The organism is Paramagnetospirillum caucaseum (assembly GCF_000342045.1).
In the GTDB taxonomy this organism is placed as follows: Bacteria; Pseudomonadota; Alphaproteobacteria; order Rhodospirillales; family Magnetospirillaceae; genus Phaeospirillum; species Phaeospirillum caucaseum.
This window is the reverse complement of the sequence record NZ_AONQ01000078.1, coordinates 1-18863: the sequence shown is the minus strand read 5'-3', so window position 1 is coordinate 18863 and position 18863 is coordinate 1. Positions and strand designations below refer to the sequence as shown.

The 18863-nt window shown below is 68.5% G+C and carries 22 protein-coding genes and 1 other RNA gene; 20 read left to right on the top strand and 3 right to left on the bottom strand.

The annotated features are described in order from the left end of the window. Positions 1–144 precede the first annotated feature (144 nt). Both H261_RS19660 and H261_RS19655 read right to left on the bottom strand, forming a co-directional pair. Positions 145–471, bottom strand: coding sequence for a beta/alpha barrel domain-containing protein (locus H261_RS19660; protein WP_008621068.1), 327 nt, complete (start codon positions 469–471; stop codon positions 145–147). Continuing rightward, the gene (locus tag H261_RS19655; RefSeq protein WP_008621053.1) at positions 468–971 is read right to left on the bottom strand and encodes a DUF3124 domain-containing protein; all 504 of its coding nucleotides are present in this window, start codon (positions 969–971) and stop codon (positions 468–470) included. The genes H261_RS19660 and H261_RS19655 overlap by 4 nt, the downstream gene beginning before the upstream one ends. Positions 972–1104: 133 nt before the next feature. On the opposite strand from H261_RS19655, the gene H261_RS19650 reads away from it, so the two are divergent. The 7 genes from H261_RS19650 (at position 1105) to H261_RS19625 (ending at position 4367) form a co-directional block, all read left to right on the top strand. Beyond that, a complete protein-coding gene (locus H261_RS19650; protein WP_235062990.1) occupies positions 1105–1341 on the top strand; it encodes a hypothetical protein in 237 nt (78 codons plus the stop codon). A gap of 3 nt (positions 1342–1344) precedes the next feature. Continuing rightward, the gene (locus H261_RS19645; RefSeq protein ID WP_008621045.1) at positions 1345–1671 is read left to right on the top strand and encodes a cell division protein ZapA; all 327 of its coding nucleotides are present in this window, start codon (positions 1345–1347) and stop codon (positions 1669–1671) included. 15 nt (positions 1672–1686) lie between these two features. Next, a non-coding RNA gene (ssrS, locus tag H261_RS24085) (6S RNA) lies at positions 1687–1844 on the top strand. Positions 1845–1855: 11 nt separating this feature from the next. Then, positions 1856–2440, top strand: a complete 585-nt coding sequence (locus H261_RS19640; RefSeq protein ID WP_008621044.1) for a 5-formyltetrahydrofolate cyclo-ligase — start codon at positions 1856–1858, stop codon at positions 2438–2440. After that, entirely contained in the window at positions 2437–3255 is an 819-nt protein-coding gene (locus tag H261_RS19635; protein ID WP_008621043.1) for a TIGR00282 family metallophosphoesterase, read from the top strand. Before H261_RS19640 ends, H261_RS19635 begins: the two co-directional genes overlap by 4 nt. A 71-nt stretch (positions 3256–3326) precedes the next feature. Further along, positions 3327–3884, top strand: a complete 558-nt coding sequence (locus H261_RS24080) for an MlaC/ttg2D family ABC transporter substrate-binding protein (protein ID WP_081609010.1) — start codon at positions 3327–3329, stop codon at positions 3882–3884. A 102-nt stretch (positions 3885–3986) separates the two neighbouring features. After that, entirely contained in the window at positions 3987–4367 is a 381-nt protein-coding gene (locus H261_RS19625) for a thioredoxin family protein (RefSeq protein WP_008621041.1), read from the top strand. Positions 4368–4377: 10 nt separating this feature from the next. On the opposite strand, the gene H261_RS25860 is transcribed toward H261_RS19625, so the two are convergent. After that, the gene (locus H261_RS25860; protein ID WP_008621039.1) at positions 4378–6453 is read right to left on the bottom strand and encodes a methyl-accepting chemotaxis protein; all 2076 of its coding nucleotides are present in this window, start codon (positions 6451–6453) and stop codon (positions 4378–4380) included. Positions 6454–6674: 221 nt separating this feature from the next. Between H261_RS25860 and H261_RS19615 the strand changes: the two genes are divergently transcribed. The 13 genes from H261_RS19615 to ftsH all read left to right on the top strand — a co-directional run bounded on the left by H261_RS19615 (position 6675) and on the right by ftsH (position 18845). Beyond that, positions 6675–7424 (top strand): YebC/PmpR family DNA-binding transcriptional regulator, encoded by a 750-nt coding sequence (locus H261_RS19615; RefSeq protein WP_008621037.1) that lies wholly within the window; start codon positions 6675–6677, stop codon positions 7422–7424. Further along, a complete protein-coding gene (ruvC, locus tag H261_RS19610) occupies positions 7424–7924 on the top strand; it encodes a crossover junction endodeoxyribonuclease RuvC (protein ID WP_040476922.1) in 501 nt (166 codons plus the stop codon). The genes H261_RS19615 and ruvC overlap by 1 nt, the downstream gene beginning before the upstream one ends. Beyond that, positions 7921–8553, top strand: a complete 633-nt coding sequence (ruvA, locus tag H261_RS19605) for a Holliday junction branch migration protein RuvA (protein ID WP_008621035.1) — start codon at positions 7921–7923, stop codon at positions 8551–8553. Before ruvC ends, ruvA begins: the two co-directional genes overlap by 4 nt. Next, a complete protein-coding gene (ruvB, locus tag H261_RS19600; protein ID WP_008621034.1) occupies positions 8550–9590 on the top strand; it encodes a Holliday junction branch migration DNA helicase RuvB in 1041 nt (346 codons plus the stop codon). Before ruvA ends, ruvB begins: the two co-directional genes overlap by 4 nt. Further along, the gene (gene ybgC / locus H261_RS19595; protein WP_008621033.1) at positions 9587–10114 is read left to right on the top strand and encodes a tol-pal system-associated acyl-CoA thioesterase; all 528 of its coding nucleotides are present in this window, start codon (positions 9587–9589) and stop codon (positions 10112–10114) included. The genes ruvB and ybgC overlap by 4 nt, the downstream gene beginning before the upstream one ends. Before the next feature lie 5 nt (positions 10115–10119). Further along, positions 10120–10845 (top strand): protein TolQ, encoded by a 726-nt coding sequence (tolQ, locus tag H261_RS19590; protein ID WP_040476921.1) that lies wholly within the window; start codon positions 10120–10122, stop codon positions 10843–10845. Continuing rightward, on the top strand, positions 10845–11312 hold the full coding sequence (gene tolR / locus H261_RS19585) for a protein TolR (RefSeq protein ID WP_008621031.1): 468 nt from the start codon (positions 10845–10847) through the stop codon (positions 11310–11312). The genes tolQ and tolR overlap by 1 nt, the downstream gene beginning before the upstream one ends. A 9-nt stretch (positions 11313–11321) precedes the next feature. Continuing rightward, complete coding sequence (locus H261_RS19580) at positions 11322–12245, top strand: TonB C-terminal domain-containing protein (RefSeq protein WP_008621030.1); 924 nt, start codon at positions 11322–11324, stop codon at positions 12243–12245. Next, positions 12242–13585, top strand: coding sequence for a Tol-Pal system beta propeller repeat protein TolB (tolB, locus tag H261_RS19575; RefSeq protein ID WP_008621027.1), 1344 nt, complete (start codon positions 12242–12244; stop codon positions 13583–13585). Before H261_RS19580 ends, tolB begins: the two co-directional genes overlap by 4 nt. A 167-nt stretch (positions 13586–13752) precedes the next feature. Next, entirely contained in the window at positions 13753–14241 is a 489-nt protein-coding gene (gene pal / locus H261_RS19570) for a peptidoglycan-associated lipoprotein Pal (protein ID WP_008621026.1), read from the top strand. A gap of 276 nt (positions 14242–14517) precedes the next feature. Further along, positions 14518–15528 carry a tol-pal system protein YbgF gene (ybgF, locus tag H261_RS19565; protein ID WP_235062989.1) on the top strand — a complete coding sequence of 337 codons (1011 nt, stop codon included), beginning with the start codon at positions 14518–14520 and terminating at the stop codon, positions 15526–15528. Continuing rightward, entirely contained in the window at positions 15525–16883 is a 1359-nt protein-coding gene (tilS, locus tag H261_RS19560; RefSeq protein WP_008621024.1) for a tRNA lysidine(34) synthetase TilS, read from the top strand. Before ybgF ends, tilS begins: the two co-directional genes overlap by 4 nt. Positions 16884–16925: 42 nt before the next feature. Further along, on the top strand, positions 16926–18845 hold the full coding sequence (ftsH, locus tag H261_RS19555; protein ID WP_008621015.1) for an ATP-dependent zinc metalloprotease FtsH: 1920 nt from the start codon (positions 16926–16928) through the stop codon (positions 18843–18845). Positions 18846–18863: the final 18 nt, after the last annotated feature.

Sequence of the window (18863 nt, the reverse complement as noted above, 5' to 3'; positions counted from 1 at the left end):
CCTCTTCAAGGTGTTGCCTGAATTCACCGCGGCCCTCCAGTCTCCCTGAGGCCGCAACCTGGCGGGGGCGGGCCGGGCACAGGCCCGCCCCTGCATTTTATCGAGATAACCCACGGTATCCGACCGGCCACGATATCCGACCGGTCAGTCTTCCAGCCGCCCCCCCGATTGCCGCGCGATGTCGTCGAGCTTGGATCGCACATCACCGGGCAGGCCGCTCACCCGGACCTGCGCCACCCCGGCCCGCAGCGCCGCCAAAGCGAGGCCGGGGGAATCGCCGCAATCGAGCACCGCCTCGACCGGATGATCGGGGAATTCCTCCGCCACGGCCCGCATCAGGGCCAGCCACCAGCCGATGCCGTGCTGCCCGGCGGCGCCGGGCGGGCTTTGCAGCCTGACCGGCCGGTCGGTATCGGCCGCCGTCAGCACGGCGCGGGCCTGATCCAGGCAATGGACGGTGGCCGGCGTCACGGATTGGGATGGATGGGGCGGCCGGGGCTGGTGAAGGCCACCGACTGGGTGCCGAAGAAATAGGCGTTGACCGTCTCGATCACCGGCACGTTGACCGCCCGGTCCGCCTTCCATTCCACCACGAAATTGGCGCCGCTGCCGCCGGTCTTGTCCTTGTGCTCGACGAACAGCTCCGACGAACCCATGGGGCCGAGAACCAGCGGCTTGGGCAGGTATTCGCGCAGCAGCTTGCCGGCGGTGTCGTAATAGCGCGCCGAGGTCACGGTGATGGACTGGGCCGGATCGGTGTTGCGCAGGCTGAGCATGGAGGACAGCAGCAGTTCCGAGGGCTTGCCCCGCCCGTCGAGATTGCCGTGGGAGATGTGGGAATAGACCGGCACGTAGAGACTCTGGCCCTTGGACAGCGGCGGGGGCTGCTCCGCCCGGGCCGCCGAGGATAGAGCCGCCGGGGAGGCAAGAAGCGCGGCGGCGAACAGGGCGGCCATCAGGGCGGAGCGCATGGATTGCATCCTTCGCGGAATCGGTGGTCGGACAAGGGTATCTTGCGCTTTGCCCCCGATCAACCCGGCCTTTGTTGACTCCTTTGCCCTTCGGCCATACTTTCGCTTTCATCGCGGAACATGGGGTTGGATCGTGGAACAGCGTCAGGGGCAGAGCTTGCAACGCACCGAGGAGGCCATGCGCCGGTTGGGCGCGGCCATCGACCGTCTCGAATCCGCTTCGGCCCGGGTGGGGGCCGGCGACCTGCTGCTGGCCGGTGAATTGCGCGGCGCCCGCGACGATTACGCCCGGCTGGAGGAAACCACCCGCGTGGTCTCGACCCGGCTGGACGCCACCATCGACCGCCTGCGCGACCTGCTGGAGGACTGAGCCGTGGCTGTCGTCAACGTCACCATCAACGGCCGGGTCTACGACATCGCCTGCGACGATTCCCAGGTGGCCCGGGTGCATGTCCTGGGCCGCGAGGTCGACGCCCGCGCCCAGCACCTGCTGTCCTCGGTGGGGTCGGTCAGCGATTCCCGCCTGCTGGTCATGGTCGGCCTGCTGCTGGCCGACGAACTGGCCGAGGCGCGGGAGGAACTGTCCAAGATTGGCACCGAGGTCGGCGCCGCCGCCGAGGGCGACACCAAACTGGCCGGACTGATCGATTCCCTGACCCGGCGCATCGAAGCCATTGCGATGCGGCTGGAAAGGGCCTAGCCTCAAGGGTGGAGCGGTCTGCTGCGCGGTGCGTCAGGCAGCCAACGTCCCTGGGGCCAATATCTTCCTCTCGGGGGCTGTCCCTGTCGGAGCCCTGGTTCCGGTATATGGCCACCCACCTGCGTAAGCAGGCCACGGAGGACTTGCAGGCCAACGGCCGAGGCGGCGCCGCTCCACTTATGCCATGACCGAGTCCATCCCCCCCCTCGACAAGACCGATCTGCGCCGCGTCGCCCGCCAAAGGCGGCGCGAGGTCGCGCTGGCCCAAGGACCCGCCGCCGCCCGGGCCCTGGCCGGGCTGGCCGGTGCGCTGGGCCTGGCCGCCCGTGCCGTGGTGGCCGGCTATTGGCCGCTGGAAGGCGAGATCGACCCGCTGCCGCTGATGGAAGCCCTGGCGGCGCGGGGCCATGTCCTCGCCTTGCCGGCGGTGACCGAGACCGGCGGCATCCTGGAATTCCGCCGCTGGAGTCCCGGCGAGGCCCTGGAGACCGGTCCGCACGGCACCCGCCATCCCGCCGCCGCCCCGCCCGTCGTTCCCGCCGCCCTGCTGGTGCCGCTGCTGGCCTTCGACAGAAGGGGGTTCCGCCTGGGCTATGGCGGCGGATACTATGACCGCACCCTGGCGGGCCTGTGCCGGGACGGCCGCATTCTCACCGTCGGGCTGGCCTTCGCCACCCAGGAGGTGGACACTGTCCCCACCGATCCCTGGGATATTCCATTGGATCTGATAGCAACGGAGCAGGGCGTGATCGTGACGGCGGGCAAATGAGACTTCTGTACATGGGTGACGTGGTCGGGCGTTCCGGCCGCGACGTGATCGCCGGGCGCATGGCCGAGATCAAGAACCGCCTGTCCCCCGATTTCATCGTCGTCAACGGCGAGAACGCCGCCCATGGCTTCGGCATCACGCCCAAGATCTGCGAGGACTTCTTCGCCATGGGGGTCGATGTGGTGACGCTGGGCAACCACACCTGGGACCAGCGCGAGATCATTCCCTATCTGGACGGCGAGGCCCGCGTGCTGCGCCCGCTCAACTATCCCGCCGGCACGCCCGGCCACGGCACCGGCATCTACGCCGGGCCGCGCGGGCGCAAGGTGATGGTGGTCCAGGTGATGGGCCGCCTGTTCATGGACCCGCTGGACGATCCCTTCGCCGCCCTGGAGGCGGTGCTGGCCAAGGCCCGCATGGGAGCCGGCGGCGTCGACGCCATCATCGTCGACGTCCATGCCGAGGCCTCCAGCGAGAAGATGGCGCTCGGCCATCTGTCGGACGGCCGCGCCAGCCTGGTGGTGGGCAGCCATTCCCACGTGCCCACCGCCGACTGCCAGATTCTGGCCAAGGGAACCGCCTACCAGACCGATGCCGGCATGTGCGGCGACTACGATTCGGTGATCGGCATGAAGAAGGATGCCGCCATCTTCAAGTTCGTGCGCAAGATTCCCGGCGAACGTCTGTCGCCCGCCGAAGGGCCGGGCACGCTGTGCGCCGTGATGGTGGAGACCGACGACCGTAGCGGGCTGGCTCTGCGGGCCGCGCCGCTGCGCCTCGGCGGACGTCTGGCCGAATGCTGGCCCGATTGGTGACAAGGGAGGAGAGAGCGTGATGAAGGCTGTGATTTCCTTGCTGCTGGCGCTGATGCTCGCCATCGCCGGGCCTGGCCGCCGACGGTCCCGAGGCCGAGGCCCTGGTCAAGCGGGCCGCCGCCGATGCGGCCGCCAGCTTCGCCGGCGGGCCGTTCAGCCGCGAGGTCAGCCGCGACAAGATCACGGCGCTGGTCGGCAAATACGGCGACATCGCCTATGAATCCGAACTGATCCTCGGCCGCTACTGGCGCAAGGCGACGCCGGGGCAGAAGGACGCCTTCGTCTCCCTGCTGATCCCGTTCTTCGTCGCCACCTATGCCGAGTTGATCGACAATTCGTCGGGCTCGACCCAGGTGGAGGTGCTGGGCAGCGAGGAGCGGGCCGACGGCGTGCTGGTCAAGACCCGGATGATCCTGTCGCCCCAGGACAGCGTGGTCCTGTCCTTCGTCATCGTCCGCAACCCGGCGGGGCGGCTGGTGGTTTCCGACGTCATCGCCGAGGGGGCGGGATTGCTGACCACCATCCGCTCGGACTTCACCTCGGTGGTGCGCAATGCGGGCGGCAATATCGAGGTGCTGCTCGACGCCATGCGCAGGAAGATCGAGACGGCTCCGCCTCCGGCACGCTGACGGTCCCGGCGGCGCGCCGAAGGAAATTTTCCCGCCGGGTCTAACTTTTCGGTGGCGGAAGGCGAATATCAGGGGAAGCCGCCTTTTCCGGAGGATACCGCCATGTCCCGTCTTCTGTCCCGCCTGACCCTGCTGTTCGCCCTGATCCTCGCCGCGCCCGTCGCGTGGTCCGCCCAGATGTGGGACAAGGCGGCGTTCGAGGCGGCCCAGGCCGCCGGCTCGCCCATCCTGGTGCATGTGACTGCGCCGTGGTGCCCGACCTGCAAGGCGCAGAAGCCCACGGTGGACAAGCTGGAATCCTCCAATCCGGCGCTCAGGGTGTTCACGGTGGATTTCGACAGCCAGAAGGACGTCCTGATGATGCTCGGCGTCAAAAGCCAGAGCACCCTGATCTCCTATCGCGGCAAGGCGGAGGTGGCCCGCTCCACCGGCGTGACCGAGCCGGCGGCCATCACCGGGATGGTGGTCAAGGCCAGCCATTGAAGACGGGCGGCTACTGCCGCAGCGCCAGCCGGATGGCGCCCCAGTGGCGGCCCCTCACCTGGATGGGGGCGTCCACTTCCTTCAGCAGCACCTTCTGGCCGCCCATGTCGCGGTTGTAGAGCTGGATGAAGTGGGCCTTGGTGTTGCGCGCCGCCAGCAGCCCGGCGGGGTCGTCGAAGATGCGGCGGTTGCGGCAATGGGCGATGTTCCACTCCGGCTCGCCCGGCCGCTGGGGCTGCGAGAACTCGGGATTGTGGGTCGGGGCATAGCCGTTGCGGTCCACCGCGATGCAGAAGACGATGCGCTTGTCCGCCTGACGGGCCGGCTCCACCAGGGGCGGCACGGCGCGTTCGGCGAATGGGGTGAAACGGGCCAGATGCTGCAGCGGGTCGCTGCCGGCGATGGGCTGATAATCCACGTCGAACAGGTCGGCCTCGTCCAGGGCGCAGGCGGCCAGGGCCTCCTCGAAGGCCTTGGATACCCGGGCCGCCGCTCCGCGCGCCGCCTGGATGAAAAGCTCGTCGCGGCCGTGCTCGGCGGCGATGGCGGCGGCGATGGCCCGCGAGGCGGCCTCGTCCGGCGCCTCGAACGCGGCGTGGGTGCCGAGTGCGCTGCCGGTGACGACGCGGGCGCGGAGCGTCCCGATCCCGTCCAGCCGCACTTCGAAGGGCGCGGTGCCCGCGGGCACCGTCATGGCCAGCAGCGCGCCGGTGGGCGACAGGTCGGCGGTGCGGCCGTCGACCCGCTGGCCGCCGATCATGGCCTGGAAGCCGATGGCGCAGGGATAGCGGTCGCTGTCGCGGCGGTCGCCGACCACCGAGGAGCGCAGGATCACCGAGATGCGGCGGTGCAGGTCGCGGATGTCGCGTCCCACCACCTGGGACAGGTCCTTGACCCGCGTGGCGATTTCCGTGGTGGTGCCGGCCTCGGCCAGCACCTGGTTGGCGTTGCTCGCCACTTCGCGGGTGCATTGGGCGGCGCGGGCCGCGCTGCGGGTGATCTCGGCGGTGGCGGCGCGCTGCTGCTCGGTGGCGGCGGCCACGTGGCCGGCGATGACGTTGATGGAACCGATGATGGCGCCCACCGAATCCACCATGCCGGTGACACCCTCGGTGGCCTGGCGGATGGCCTGGGCCTGGCCGCTGATGGTGCCGGTGGCGTGCTCGGTCTGCTGGGCGAGGCCCTTGACCTCGCTGGCCACCACGGCGAAGCCCCGGCCCATCTCGCCGGCCCGCGCCGCCTCGATGGTGGCGTTGAGCGCCAGCATGCGGGTCTGGCCGGCGATGCGCGAAATCAGGTCGAGCGCCGCGCGGATATCGGTGCTGATGGAGGCCAGCCCGCCCACCCGGCTCGAGGCGTCGCCGGCCTTGGTGGTGGCCTCGCCGGTCAGTTCGGTGGCCTGGACCACCTGATGGGCGATCTCGCGCGACGAGACCTCCAGCTCCTCGGTGGCGCCGGCCACCGTCTGGACGTCCTCGGCGGTGTTGACCGCCGACGCCGACACCGAACCGGCCATGGCGCGCATGCGCTCGGCCACCTCGTCCAACTGCTCGGCCCCCGAGGACAGGCGCTGGGCCTGGGCGCCGATCACGTCGACGGCACCGACGATCTCGCGCTCCAGCATGTCGGTGAGGTCCAGCAGGTCGCTGCGGTTCTGGCGGCCCAGGCCGGCCTCGGTCTGGGCCTCCAGGGTGGCGTCCAGGTGCAGCATGCCTGCGCGCAGCACCGAGGCCATGTCGTCGGCCGCCCGCGGCGCGATGCGGTGGGCGGCCAGCACGGCCCGCAGGGCGGATTCCATGGTGGCCGTCTGCTCGGCCAGCACGTCGCGGGCACGGATTCCGCGGGCGGCCAGGGCGGTGCCGTATTCGCGGGCCCGCAGCAGGGCCTCGGCGTCCAGTCCGCCGGCCAGCAGCCGCCCCAATCCATGGTCCGAGGGCGGCAGGGTGGCGGCCAGCGGCGCGGCGAGGCGACCAAGCCGCTTGGCGTCGGCGTCATCCAGGCGGAACAGGCCTCGCAGCCGGTCCATCTCGGAATCGTCGGATTGGGTCCGGTCCATGGACGGGGATAGGTGGCTGGCGGCGAACATGCGGTTCCCCCTGGCGGAATGGCGGCGGAGCCCTCCCCCGAGGGCTTAATCGGTAAATACGTACTTCAATGCGGTTTTATATCGCGTTGCGGTATGTGTCCATGGATGAATTATGTCTATTTCTGATGGATGGCCCCGGGCGGCGTCATCCCTGTTGCTTTGCCACAACATGTGGTATAGGCACCGGTCGATCTTCATTCCATCGGAATTGGTAGCGGAATATGGCCGGGCATTCACAGTTCAAGAACATCATGCACCGCAAGGGCGCGCAGGACGCCAAGCGTGCCAAGGTCTTCACCAAGCTGATCCGCGAACTGACGGTTTCGGCCAAATCCGGCATGCCCGATCCGGCGGCCAATCCGCGCCTGCGCGCCGCCATCGTCGCGGCCCGCGCCGCCAACATGTCCAAGGACACCATGGACCGCGCCATCAAGCGCGGCGCCGGCGGCGAGGACGGAACCAACTACGAGGAAGTGCGCTACGAGGGCTACGGCCCCGGTTCGGTGGCCATCATCGTCGAGGGCCTGACCGACAACCGCAATCGCACCGCCACCGAGGTGCGTACCGCCTTCAACAAGAACGGCGGCGCCCTGGGTGAGACCAATTCGGTGTCGTTCATGTTCGACCGGGTGGGGGCCATCCGCTTCCCCGCCTCCGCCGCCCAGGCCGAGGCCATGTTCGAAGGCGCCCTGGACGCCGGGGCCGACAACGTGGAATCCGACGAGGACGGCCACGAGATCACCTGCGCCCCCGACGATCTCGGCGCGGTGCGCGACGCGTTGGAAGCCAAGTTCGGCACGCCGGAATACGCCCGCCTCGACTGGAAGCCGCAGACCACCGTGCCGGTCGCCGACGAGGAAACCGCCCGCACCCTGCTGAAGCTGCTCGATACCCTCGAGGACAACGACGACGTCCAGCGGGTCCAGGCCAATTTCGAGATTTCCGACGACATCATGGAAAAGCTTGGCTGATGAGAATCCTGGGGCTCGATCCAGGGTTGCGCAATACCGGCTGGGGCATCATCGATGCGGTCGATAACCGTCTGCGCCATGTGGCCGACGGGGTGATCCGTCCCGATTCCTCCGCCGAGCTTGCCGAGCGTCTGGTTCAGCTCCACGACGGCATTGCCGCGGTGATCGCCGACTTCTCCCCCGACGAGGCGGCGGTGGAGGAGACCTTCGTCAACATGAACCCCGCCAGCACGCTGAAACTGGGACAGGCGCGCGGCGTGGTGCTGCTGGTCCCCGCCAAGGCCGGGCTGAGGGTGGGGGAGTACGCCGCCACCCTGGTCAAGCAATCGGTGGTCGGCACCGGGCGCGCCGCCAAGGAGCAGGTGGGCATGATGGTCCGCACCCTGCTGCCCGGCTGCCTGGCCGCCACCCCCGACGCCGCCGATGCCCTGGCGGTGGCCATCTGCCATGCCCATCACCGGGGGACGCAGCAGAGGCTGGCAAAGGCGGTGGCGCGATGATCGCCAAGCTGAAGGGCCTGATCGATTCCCTGGGCGAGGACTGGGCGGTGGTCGATTGCCACGGCGTCGGCTATCTGGTGGCCTGTTCCTCCAGGACCCTGGCGCGGCTGGAGGCGGGCGCCGCCGCCACCCTGTTCGTCGAGACCCAGGTGCGCGAGGACGCCATCTCGCTGTTCGGCTTCCTGGATGCCGGCGAGCGCGACTGGTTCCGCCTGCTGACCACGGTGCAGGGGGTCGGGGCCAAGGTGGGGCTGGCCATCCTGTCGGTGGCCTCGCCGGAACAATTGCTGCAGATCATCGCGGCGCAGGACAAGGCCGGGTTGACCCGGGCCAACGGCGTCGGACCGAAGCTGGCGGTGCGCATCCTCACCGAGTTGAAGGACAAGGCGGGCAAGATCGCGCTCGGCGGCTTTGCCCCCGTGGCCGGCGCCGTGGCGTCCGCCGCGCCGCCGCCCGCCGGGTCGGGCCGCATGGAGGACGCCGTTTCCGCCCTGGTCAACCTGGGCTACAAGCGGTTGGAGGCCTTCCAGGCGGTGGGCGAGACCGCCCGCGAGCTGGGCGACGACGCCGATTCCTCCACCCTGATCCGCGCCGCGCTGAAGCGCCTCGGCAAGGGGCTGCTGGCATGACCCGCGTCGTCTCGCCCGAGCAGAATCCCTCGGATGCCGAGACCTCGCTGCGTCCCCTGTCGCTCGATGATTTCGTCGGCCAGCGGCAGGTGTGCGAGAATCTGCAGGTGTTCATCAGCGCGGCCCGCGCCCGGGGCGATGCGCTCGACCATGTGCTGTTCCACGGCCCGCCCGGCCTGGGCAAGACCACCCTGGCCCAGATCGTCGCCCGCGAACTGGGGGTGGGCTTCCGCGCCACCTCCGGCCCGGTGATCCAGCGGGCCGGCGACCTGGCGGCGCTGCTGACCAACCTGGAGCCCCGGGACGTCCTGTTCATCGACGAGATCCACCGCCTTAATCCTGCCATAGAGGAGGTTCTCTATCCTGCGATGGAGGACTTTCAGTTGGACCTGATCATCGGTGAAGGGCCGGCGGCCCGTTCCGTCCGCATCGACCTGCCCCACTTCACCCTGGTGGGGGCGACCACCCGTTCGGGGCTGTTGACCACGCCCTTGCGCGAACGCTTCGGCATTCCCTGCCGCATGAATTTCTACGAGCCGACCGAGCTGGAGAGCATCGTGGCGCGCGGCGCCCGCGTGCTGGGCTTCGACCTGACCGCCGACGGCGCCGCCGAGGTGGCGCAGCGGTCCAGGGGCACGCCCCGCGTCGCCGGCCGCCTGCTGCGCCGGGTGCGCGACTTCGCCGCCGTGGCCGGGCGGTCCCCCGTCGACGCCCCGGTGGCCGACGCGGCGCTCAACCGCCTGGAGGTGGACCGCATCGGCCTCGACGCCATGGACCGCCGCTATCTGCGCTGCATCGCCGAGAATTACGGCGGCGGGCCGGTGGGGGTGGAAACCCTGGCCGCCGCTTTGTCGGAAAGCCGCGATACCCTGGAAGAGGTGGTCGAACCCTATCTGCTGCAGCAGGGCATGATCCAGCGCACGCCGCGCGGCCGCATGCTGTCGGCCTCGGGCTTCAAGCATATCGGCCTCAACCCGCCCAAGGACCTGCTGGTGCAGTTGGACCTTCTCACCCGCATGGACGAGGAGGGGGAATGAGCGAGGCACAGCCGAAGCGCAGCGCCATTGAGGCGCCCGAAGCGAAGCGGAGGAGCCAAGCGCGCGGAGGCGCGCGCCCGGCGCTTGAGGGGCAATGCAAAGCCACTCCCCATACCTTCCCCGTCCGCGTCTATTACGAGGACACCGATGCCGGCGGCATCGTCTACCACTCCAACTATCTGAATTTCGCCGAGCGGGCGCGCACCGAGATGGTGCGCGAACTGGGCATCAGCCAGCGGGCCATGCTGGAGGAGGGGGAGGGGACCGCCTTCGCGGTGCGCTCCGCCGCCATCGACTTCCGTCGTCCGGCCCGGCTGGACGACCTGCTTTCGGTGGAAACCGAGGTGATCGCCGTCGGCGGCGCCAGCATCGAGCTGGGCCAGCGGATTATCCGCGCCGGCGATGGAACTGAATTGGTGCGCGTCGGGGTGCGCCTGGGCTATATCACCCTGTCCGGCAAACCGGCCCGCATTCCGGCGCCGGTCAGGGAATTGTTCGCGAAGCGGATCAGCGAAAGGCAATAGGAATCATGGATCCTTCTCAGGCAGTAGGGGCGGCCGGAGCGGCGGCACAGATGGATTTGTCCATGTGGGCGCTGTTCCTGCGCGCAGACATCATCGTCAAGTTCGTCATGATCTCCTTGCTTCTGGCGTCGTTCTGGTGCTGGGCCATCATCTTCGACAAGCTGATGAAGGTACGCCAGCTGACCACGCGGGCCGACCAGTTCGAGGAGGCCTTCTGGTCCGGCGGCTCGCTGGAAGAGCTGTACGACCGAATCGGCGCCCGGCCCATGGAACCCATGTCGTCCATCTTCGTGGCTGCCATGCGCGAGTGGCGCCGCTCGGCCGCCAAGGGGCTGGCCGACCGGGATTCCACCCGCGCCAGCCTGCCCCAGCGCATCGACCGGGTGATGAGCGTCACCCTGGGCCGCGAGATGGAACTGCTGGAACGTCGCCTGGGCTTTTTGGCCTCGGTGGGCTCGACGGCGCCGTTCATCGGCCTGTTCGGCACGGTGTGGGGCATCATGAACTCGTTCCAGTCCATCGCGGCGACCAAGAACACCTCGCTGGCCGTGGTGGCGCCGGGCATCGCCGAGGCGCTGTTCGCCACCGCTCTCGGCCTGGTGGCCGCCATTCCGGCGGTGATCGCCTACAACAAGATCTCCACCGACCTGGACCGCTATTCCAAGCGGCTGGAGAACTTCGCCGGCGAGTTCGGCGCCATCTTGTCGCGCCAGCTCGAGGAGAAGGCCTGATGGGCGCCTCCATCGGCCCCCGCAAGGGCGGGCATTCCCGCCGCTTCCGGCCGGTGGCCGAAATCAACGTCACCCCCATGGTCGACGTCATGCTGGTGCTGCTGGTGATCTTCATGGTGACGGCGCCGCTGCTCACCGCCGGCGTCCAGGTGGACCTGCCCAAGACCTCGTCGGCGCCCCTGAAGGGCGACGACCAGCCCCTGTCGGTGAGCATCGACGCCCACGGCAAGATCTGGATTCAGGAAACCGAGGTGCAGTTGGACGAACTGGCGCCCCGCCTGCAGGCCATCACCGCCCAGAAGCCCGAAACCCGCATCTTCGTGCGCGGCGACAAGGGCATCGATTACGGACGGGTGATGGAGGTGATGGGTACGCTGGGCGCCGCCGGATTCGCCAAGGTCGCCCTGGTCACCGAGGTCAAGGGCGCGACCGACCCGGCCAAACCCGCCAAGAAGGGAGGTCGCTAGGCTTCCACCATGGAATTGCGGCGCGAAAGCTACGTCTTCTCCGGTCTTCTACATCTGGCGCTGTTCCTGCTGGCGGTGTTCGGCCTGCCGCAGTTCTGGCGCGAGCTGCCCATGGAGGAGGCGCCCATCGTCGTCGATATCGTTCCCATCGGAGCCAAGACCAACCCGCCGCCGCTGCAGGACAACAAGCCGCAGCCCGAGCCGCAGAAGGCCGAACCCGAGCCCCCCAAGCCCGAACCGCCCAAGCCGGAACCCAAGCCCGAGCCCAAGCCGGCTCCGCCGCCGCCGGCTCCCACGCCGCCCGCCCCGCCGCCGCCCAAGCCGGAGCCGGCGCCCACCCCCATGCCCAAGCCGGAACCCAAGCCCGAGCCCAAGCTGGAGCCGCCGCCGCCGCCCAAACCCGAGCCGCGCCCCGAACCGCCCAAGAAGCCCAAGGACGTCAAGGACGAGCTGGATTCGCTGCTGAAATCGGTGGACAAGAAGAAGCCGACGCCCCAGGACGAACTGGACAAGCTGCTCAAGTCCACGGAGAAGCTGAAGCCCGCCGTGCCCGAGAACAAGACCGCCACCCAGACCGCGCCGCAATCGGTGCGCGGCTCGGCGTCGCACAATCCGCTGGAGCCGGTCTCCATGACCGAGCGCGACCGCATCCGCGCCCATATCGAGCGGTTCTGGAACGTGCCGGCCGGGGCCAAGGACGCCGACAAGCTGGTGGTGATGATCAAGGTCTCGGTGTTGCCCGACGGCACCGTCACCTCGGCCGAGGTCGAGCTGAACCCGGTGATGATGATGAACCCCTATTACCAGGCCGCCGCCGACAGCGCGCGCCGCGCCGTGCGCGCCGCCAGCCCGCTGCCCATTCCGGCGGACAAGTACGAGCAGTTCAGGGATTTCACGTTGGCCTTCAACCCCAAGTTTGCGGCAGGAAGATGATCCTCATGTCACGCATTCGCTCGCTCGCGGCGCTCGCCGCCTTCGTCGTCCTCGGGGTTCTGGTGGGGCCGCCCGCCAACGCCGAAGTACGCATCGACATCACCCGCGGCCAGATGAAGCCGCTGCCTATCGCCATTCCCGATTTCGCCGGGGCTTCGCCCCAGGACGGGCGCATCGGCGCCGACATCGCCCGGGTGGTGTCCGCCGACCTGGAGCGGTCGGGCCTGTTCCGGCCCATCGATCCCAAGGCGTTCATCCAGAACGCCGCATCCCTGCAGGCCGGCCCGCGCTTTCCCGACTGGAAGGCCATCAATGCCGAGGCCTTGGTCAGCGGCAAGGTGGAAGGCGGGGCCGACGGCCGCATCCGGGTGGAATTCCGCCTGTGGGACGTGTTCAACGAAGCCTACATGACCGGTTGGACCCTGTCGGCCTCGCCCCAGGACTGGCGCCGCCTGTCCCATAAGGTGGCCGACGCCATCTACAAGCGGGTCACCGGCGAGGACGGCTATTTCGATACCCAGATCGTCTATATCGCGGAATCCGGTCCCAAGAACGATCGCAAGAAGCGCCTGTCCATCATGGACCAGGACAGCGAGAACCACCGCTTCCTCACCGACGGCTCGGAACTGGTGCTGACGCCGCGCTTCTCGCCCAGCGCCCGCGAGATCACCTATCTTTCGTATTTCAAGGGCGTGCCCCGGGTCTACATCTTTAACCTGGACACCGGGCGGCGGGAATCGCTCGGCAATTTTCCGGGCATGACCTTCGCGCCGCGCTTCTCGCCCGACGGCAACAAGGTCATCTTCAGCATGGCCGAAAGCGGCAATACCGAAATCTACGAGATGAACCTGCTGACCCGGCAGAAGCGGCAGCTGACCTACAGCCCGGCCATCGAGACGGCCCCCAGCTATTCGCCCGATGGCCAGCAGATCGTCTTCGAATCCGACCGTGGCGGCGGGCAGCAGATCTACATCATGGGCGCCGACGGCTCGAACCAGCAGCGCATCAGCTTCGGCGACGGCCGCTACGCCACCCCGGTGTGGAGCCCGCGCGGCGACCTCATCGCCTTCACCAAGCAGAAGGGTGGGCAATTCTTCATAGGTGTCATGCGTACAGACGGCTCGGGCGAACGCCTGCTGGCCGAAGGCTTCCTGGTGGAAGGTCCCACCTGGGCGCCCAATGGCCGCGTGTTGTCGTTCTTCCGCGAGTCTCCGTCCGATGAGCGTGGCCGGGGCCAGGTGGTGCGCCTGTACACCATCGACCTGACCGGCGTTAATGAAAGGGTGCTTTTGACCCCTATCGACGGCTCCGATCCTGCGTGGTCCCCCTTGATTCCCTAGAATTATGTTTGTATAGTCCGCGCCGATTAGGATTTAATCCGGTGACGTTGGGTCCGATCGCTAACGATGTCATCGGTGGGGCGTGTCGTCCTTGATTGGACGGCACGGAGTCTCTAAGGTCCGATCTTATTCCATTCCCGCGTCGCATTGAGGGGGAGTCCTCAAATATGAAACTGCGTTTCCTCAGCATCGTTGCCGCCGCCGCTCTGCTGGCTGCTTGCGAATCCGCTCCGTCCGACACTGGCGCCAAGGGCGGCGCCGGCATGACCACCCCGACCACCGGCTCGACCGGCATCGTCAAGGGTTCGAAGGAAGACTTCGTCGCCAACGTCGGCGACCGCGTGTTCTTCGACTTCGACAAGTCGACCCTGCGCGCTGACGCCAAGGCCACCCTGGACAAGCAGGCTGCCTGGCTGAAGGCCTACCCGAACTACTCCATGACCATCGAAGGTCATGCCGACGAGCGCGGCACCCGCGAGTACAACCTGGCTCTGGGTGAGAAGCGTGCCAACTCGGTGGCTCAGTACCTGAAGTCCGCCGGCGTTGCCGCCGCTCGCGTCAAGATCGTCTCCTACGGCAAGGAGCGCCCCGTCGCTCTCGGCTCGAACGAGGCCGCCTGGTCGCAGAACCGTCGTGGCGTGACCGTCCTGAACTAATCAGGCCGTTTACGGACGAAAAGAATGGGGCGCCTGCCCCGCTTCGGCGGGGCAGGCGCCTTATTCGTTTCCGGATTTTGCGTCTGCGGCTTATGCGGGCAAGATGCCCGCGCTCCGACGATCGCGGCATTCCCTGGAGCGCGGCCGTCTCGGCCGCACGCTGACGGCGCCGATACGGCTCTTTCCTGTTGTGCCGTGGCCCGTCCTTGCCTTGCTCTTGCCTTGTTCGCATTCAATAGTCATTCTTCCGCATCCGTTTTGATGATGAGGTTGGCCGTGCGTCGTCTGGTTCTTGCCACCGCCTTTTCCGCGCTGCTGCTTGGCGCCGCCCCCATTCCCGCCGCCCTGGCGCAGACAGACACCCGCGCCCTGTACGACCGCATCGAGCGGCTGGAGCGCGACCTGATGACCATGCAGGCCCAGGCGGCGCGCGGCGGCGGCTCCACCGTGGTGCGCTCGCCCGCCGCCAGCGACGGCAGCGTGGCGGGGACCACCGCTTCCCGCCTCGAAGATCGCCTCAACGAGCTGGAGGACGCCAACCGCTTCCTCACCGGCAAGATCGAGGAGGCCAATTTCAAGGCCTCGCAACTGGCCAAGCAGATCGAACGCCTGCAGGCCGACCTCGACCTGCGCTTCAAGGATCTCGAAGGGGCGCGCGGCGGCCAGCCGCAGGCTTCCGCCCAGCCGCCCCAGAGCCTGAGCATGCCCGGCCCCTCGGCCACCACGCCGAGCGGCGCGCCGGTGCTGATTCCGCCCAAGGGCGTCAATCCCGGCGCCAATTCCGCCGACAATGACGGCCCGGCTCCCGGTCCCCAGAATTTGGGCTCCATGCCGGCCGGAGTCTTGAAGAAGGGCGAGGCCCAGGCGCAACAGCAGGCCGCCAAGGCAACTCCGCCCAAGGATGCGCAATCGGCCTACGAGGAGGCCTACGCCCTGGCCCAGAAGGGCGATTACAACGGGGCGGAGCAGGGGTTCCAGGCCTTCCTCAAGGCCCATCCCAACCATCAGCTGGCCGGCAACGCCCAGTACTGGCTGGGCGATATCGCCTTCTCGCAGAAAAAGGACTTCGCCGCCTCGGCCAAGCTGTTCGGCGAGGCTTACAAGAAGTACCCGAAGCATACCAAGGCCCCCGACATGCTCTACAAGCTGGGGGCCTCGTTCGGCCACCTGCAGATGAAGGATCAGGCCTGCCGCACCTATGTCCTGCTGTTCGCCGAGCATCCCGACATGGCCGACCGCATCAAGCGGGCCGCCACCGGCGACAAGCAGCGCCTGGGCTGCAAGTGACCGGCCCATCGGGGAGCGGGCGGGACGCCCGCGCCCCGGTGACCGCCGACGATTTCTCCCGCCTGATGATGCCGTTCGGGCCGTTCGAGGCTGCGCCCCGCCTGGGGGTGGCGGTATCGGGTGGCGCCGATTCCCTGGCGCTGACCCTACTGGCCGCCCAATGGGCGAAGGCGCGGGGCGGGGCGGTGCTGGCCCTGACCGTGGACCATCGCCTGCGCCCCGATTCCGCCGCCGAGGCGGCAAGGGTGGGGGCATGGCTGGCCGGCGAGGGCATCGTCCACCGTGTCCTGGAATGGGACGGCGCCAAACCGGACTCCGACCTCCAGGCGGCGGCGCGGGCGGCGCGCTACCGCCTGCTGGGCGAGGCCTGCGCCGCCGAGGGCATCCTGCATCTGCTTCTGGCCCATCACCGGGACGATCAGGCGGAAACCCTGCTGCTGCGCCTGGGGCGCGGCTCGGGGCTGGAGGGGCTGGCCGCCATGGCGGCGGAGCGCCCGACCGCCTGGGGCCGGCTGCTGCGTCCCCTGCTGCCGGTCCCCCGCCAGACCCTGGAGGCCACGCTGCGCCGGCGGGGGCAGGACTGGATCGACGATCCCTCCAACCGCAACGGGGTTTTCGCCCGGGTGCGGCTCCGCCGTCTGGCCGGCGGTCTGGCCGCCGAGGGCCTGACGGCGGAACGTCTGGCCGCCACCGCCGGGCGGCTGGCCCGCGCCCAGGCGGCCGTCGACGCCATGGTGGCCGAGGCGGCGGCCCGCCATGTGAGCCTGTATCCGGCCGGCTATGCCCGTCTGCGTCCCGCCGTCCTGGCCGCCCTGCCCGAGGAGGTGGGGCTGCGCCTGCTGGCCCGCCTGCTGCTGGCGGTGGGCGGCGAGGCCTATACGCCGCGCCTGGAGCGGCTGGAACGCCTGCATGCCGCCCTGACGGCGGGGCTGGAGACGGCGCGGACCCTGGCTGGATGCCGGGTGGTGCCGCTGGGCGGCGAGGTGGTGGTGTGCCGCGAGCCGGCCCGGGTGGAAGCGCCGCTGGCCGTGGTGGCGGGCGGGCGGCTGCGCTGGGACGGGCGCTTCGAGGCCGTGGCGGCGTCCGATGCGCCGCCGGGTCTCAGCCTGGGGGCGCTGGGAGCCGGCGGGCGGCGCAGGGTGGCGGCGGCCATGGGGCGCAAGCCGCCGGACGCGGTTCCCGCCTGCGCGATCCCTACTTTACCCGCCCTTTACGATGCGCGGGGTATTCTCGCCGTGCCGCACCTCGGCTATAACCGGGATGGAGCCGGGTGCGTGCTGAGGGTCTTGCGCGCCGTGCCGACCCATGTTCTGGCCGTTTCCGCTTGTGCCGGCGGGAATCGGCACTATCTGTAGACGACACGGTCCGGTACAGCATTTGACGGGAAGGACGCGACCTTGAATTTCAGCAAGAACCTGGCGTTGTGGGTCATCATCGCCGTGCTGCTGGTGATGCTCTTCAATCTGTTCCAGGCGTCCTCGCCGCCGCGCGGTCCGGGCCAGACATCCTATTCCGAATTCCTGTCCGACGTGGACCGCGGCGCCATCGCCGACGTGACCATCCAGGGCAGCGTGGTCAACGGCCACTTCACCGATGGCCGCCCCTTTACCACCTACATGCCCCAGGACGTCAACGTCGTCGACAAGCTGCGCGCCCACAACGTGCGCATCACGGCGGTGCCGCCGTCCGACGACGCGCCGACGCTGTGGAGCGTGCTGGTCTCGTGGTTCCCCATGCTGCTGCTGATCGGCGTCTGGGTGTTCTTCATGCGCCAGATGCAGGGCGGCGGCGGCAAGGCCATGGGCTTCGGCAAGTCCCGCGCCCGCCTGCTGACCGAAAAGACCGGCCGCGTCACCTTTGAGGACGTGGCGGGCATCGACGAGGCGAAGCAGGAACTGGAGGAAATCGTCGAGTTCCTCAAGGACCCGCAGAAGTTCCAGCGTCTGGGCGGCAAGATTCCCAAGGGCTGCCTGCTGGTCGGCCCGCCCGGCACCGGTAAGACCCTGCTGGCCCGCGCCATCGCCGGCGAGGCCAACGTGCCGTTCTTCACCATCTCGGGCTCCGACTTCGTCGAGATGTTCGTCGGTGTCGGCGCGTCGCGCGTGCGCGACATGTTCGAGCAGGGCAAGAAGAACGCGCCCTGCATCATCTTCATCGACGAAATCGACGCGGTCGGCCGCCATCGCGGCGCCGGTCTCGGCGGCGGCAACGACGAGCGCGAGCAGACGCTGAACCAGCTGCTGGTCGAGATGGACGGCTTCGAGTCCAACGAGGGCGTCATCCTGATCGCCGCCACCAACCGTCCCGACGTGCTCGACCCGGCCCTGCTGCGTCCCGGCCGTTTCGACCGTCAGGTGGTGGTGCCCAATCCCGACATCCTGGGCCGCGAGAAGATCGTCAAGGTCCACATGCGCAAGGTGCCGCTGGCCCCCGACGTGGACGCCCGCATCATCGCGCGCGGCACGCCGGGCTTTTCCGGCGCCGATCTGGCCAATCTGGTCAACGAGGCGGCCTTGCTGGCGGCGCGCGCCGGCAAGCGCGTGGTGACCATGTCCGACTTCGAATCGGCCAAGGACAAGGTGATGATGGGCGCCGAGCGCCGCTCCATGGTGATGAGCGAGGACGAGAAGAAGCTCACCGCCTATCACGAGGCCGGCCACGCTTTGGTGATGATGCATGTGCCGGCCCACGAGCCGCTGCACAAGGTGACCATCATTCCGCGCGGCCGCGCCCTGGGCCTGACCATGTCCCTGCCCGAGCGCGACCGCTATTCCCTGTCGCTGCGCCAGATCAAGTCGATGATCGCCTCGTTCTTCGGCGGCCGGGTGGCGGAAGAGATGATCTTCGGCCTCGACGCGGTGACCACCGGGGCCTCCAACGACATCCAGCGCGCCACCGAACTGTCGCGCAAGCTGGTGACCGAATTCGGCTTCTCCGAAAAGCTGGGGCCGTTGCGCTACAACGACAACCAGGAGGAAATCTTCCTCGGCCACTCTGTGACCCAACACAAGAACGTGTCGGAAGCCACCGCCAGCCTGATCGATTCCGAGGTCCGGCGCTTCGTGGAAGAGGGCGAGAACACCGCCCGCGACATCCTGGCCAAGTACCGCGCCGAGTTGGAGATCATCGCCAAGGGCCTGCTGGAATACGAGACCTTGTCCAAGGACGAGATCGACGCCCTGATCCGCGGCGAGTCCATCAATCGCGGCGACAACGGCGATTACCGCCCCAAGGAGCCGCCGCGTCGCTCGTCGGTGCCCAGTTCCGGGCCGGGCGGCCGCACTGGCTATGACCCGGAGCCGCAACCCGGTGCCTGAGGCGGTGCCCGGATTTGC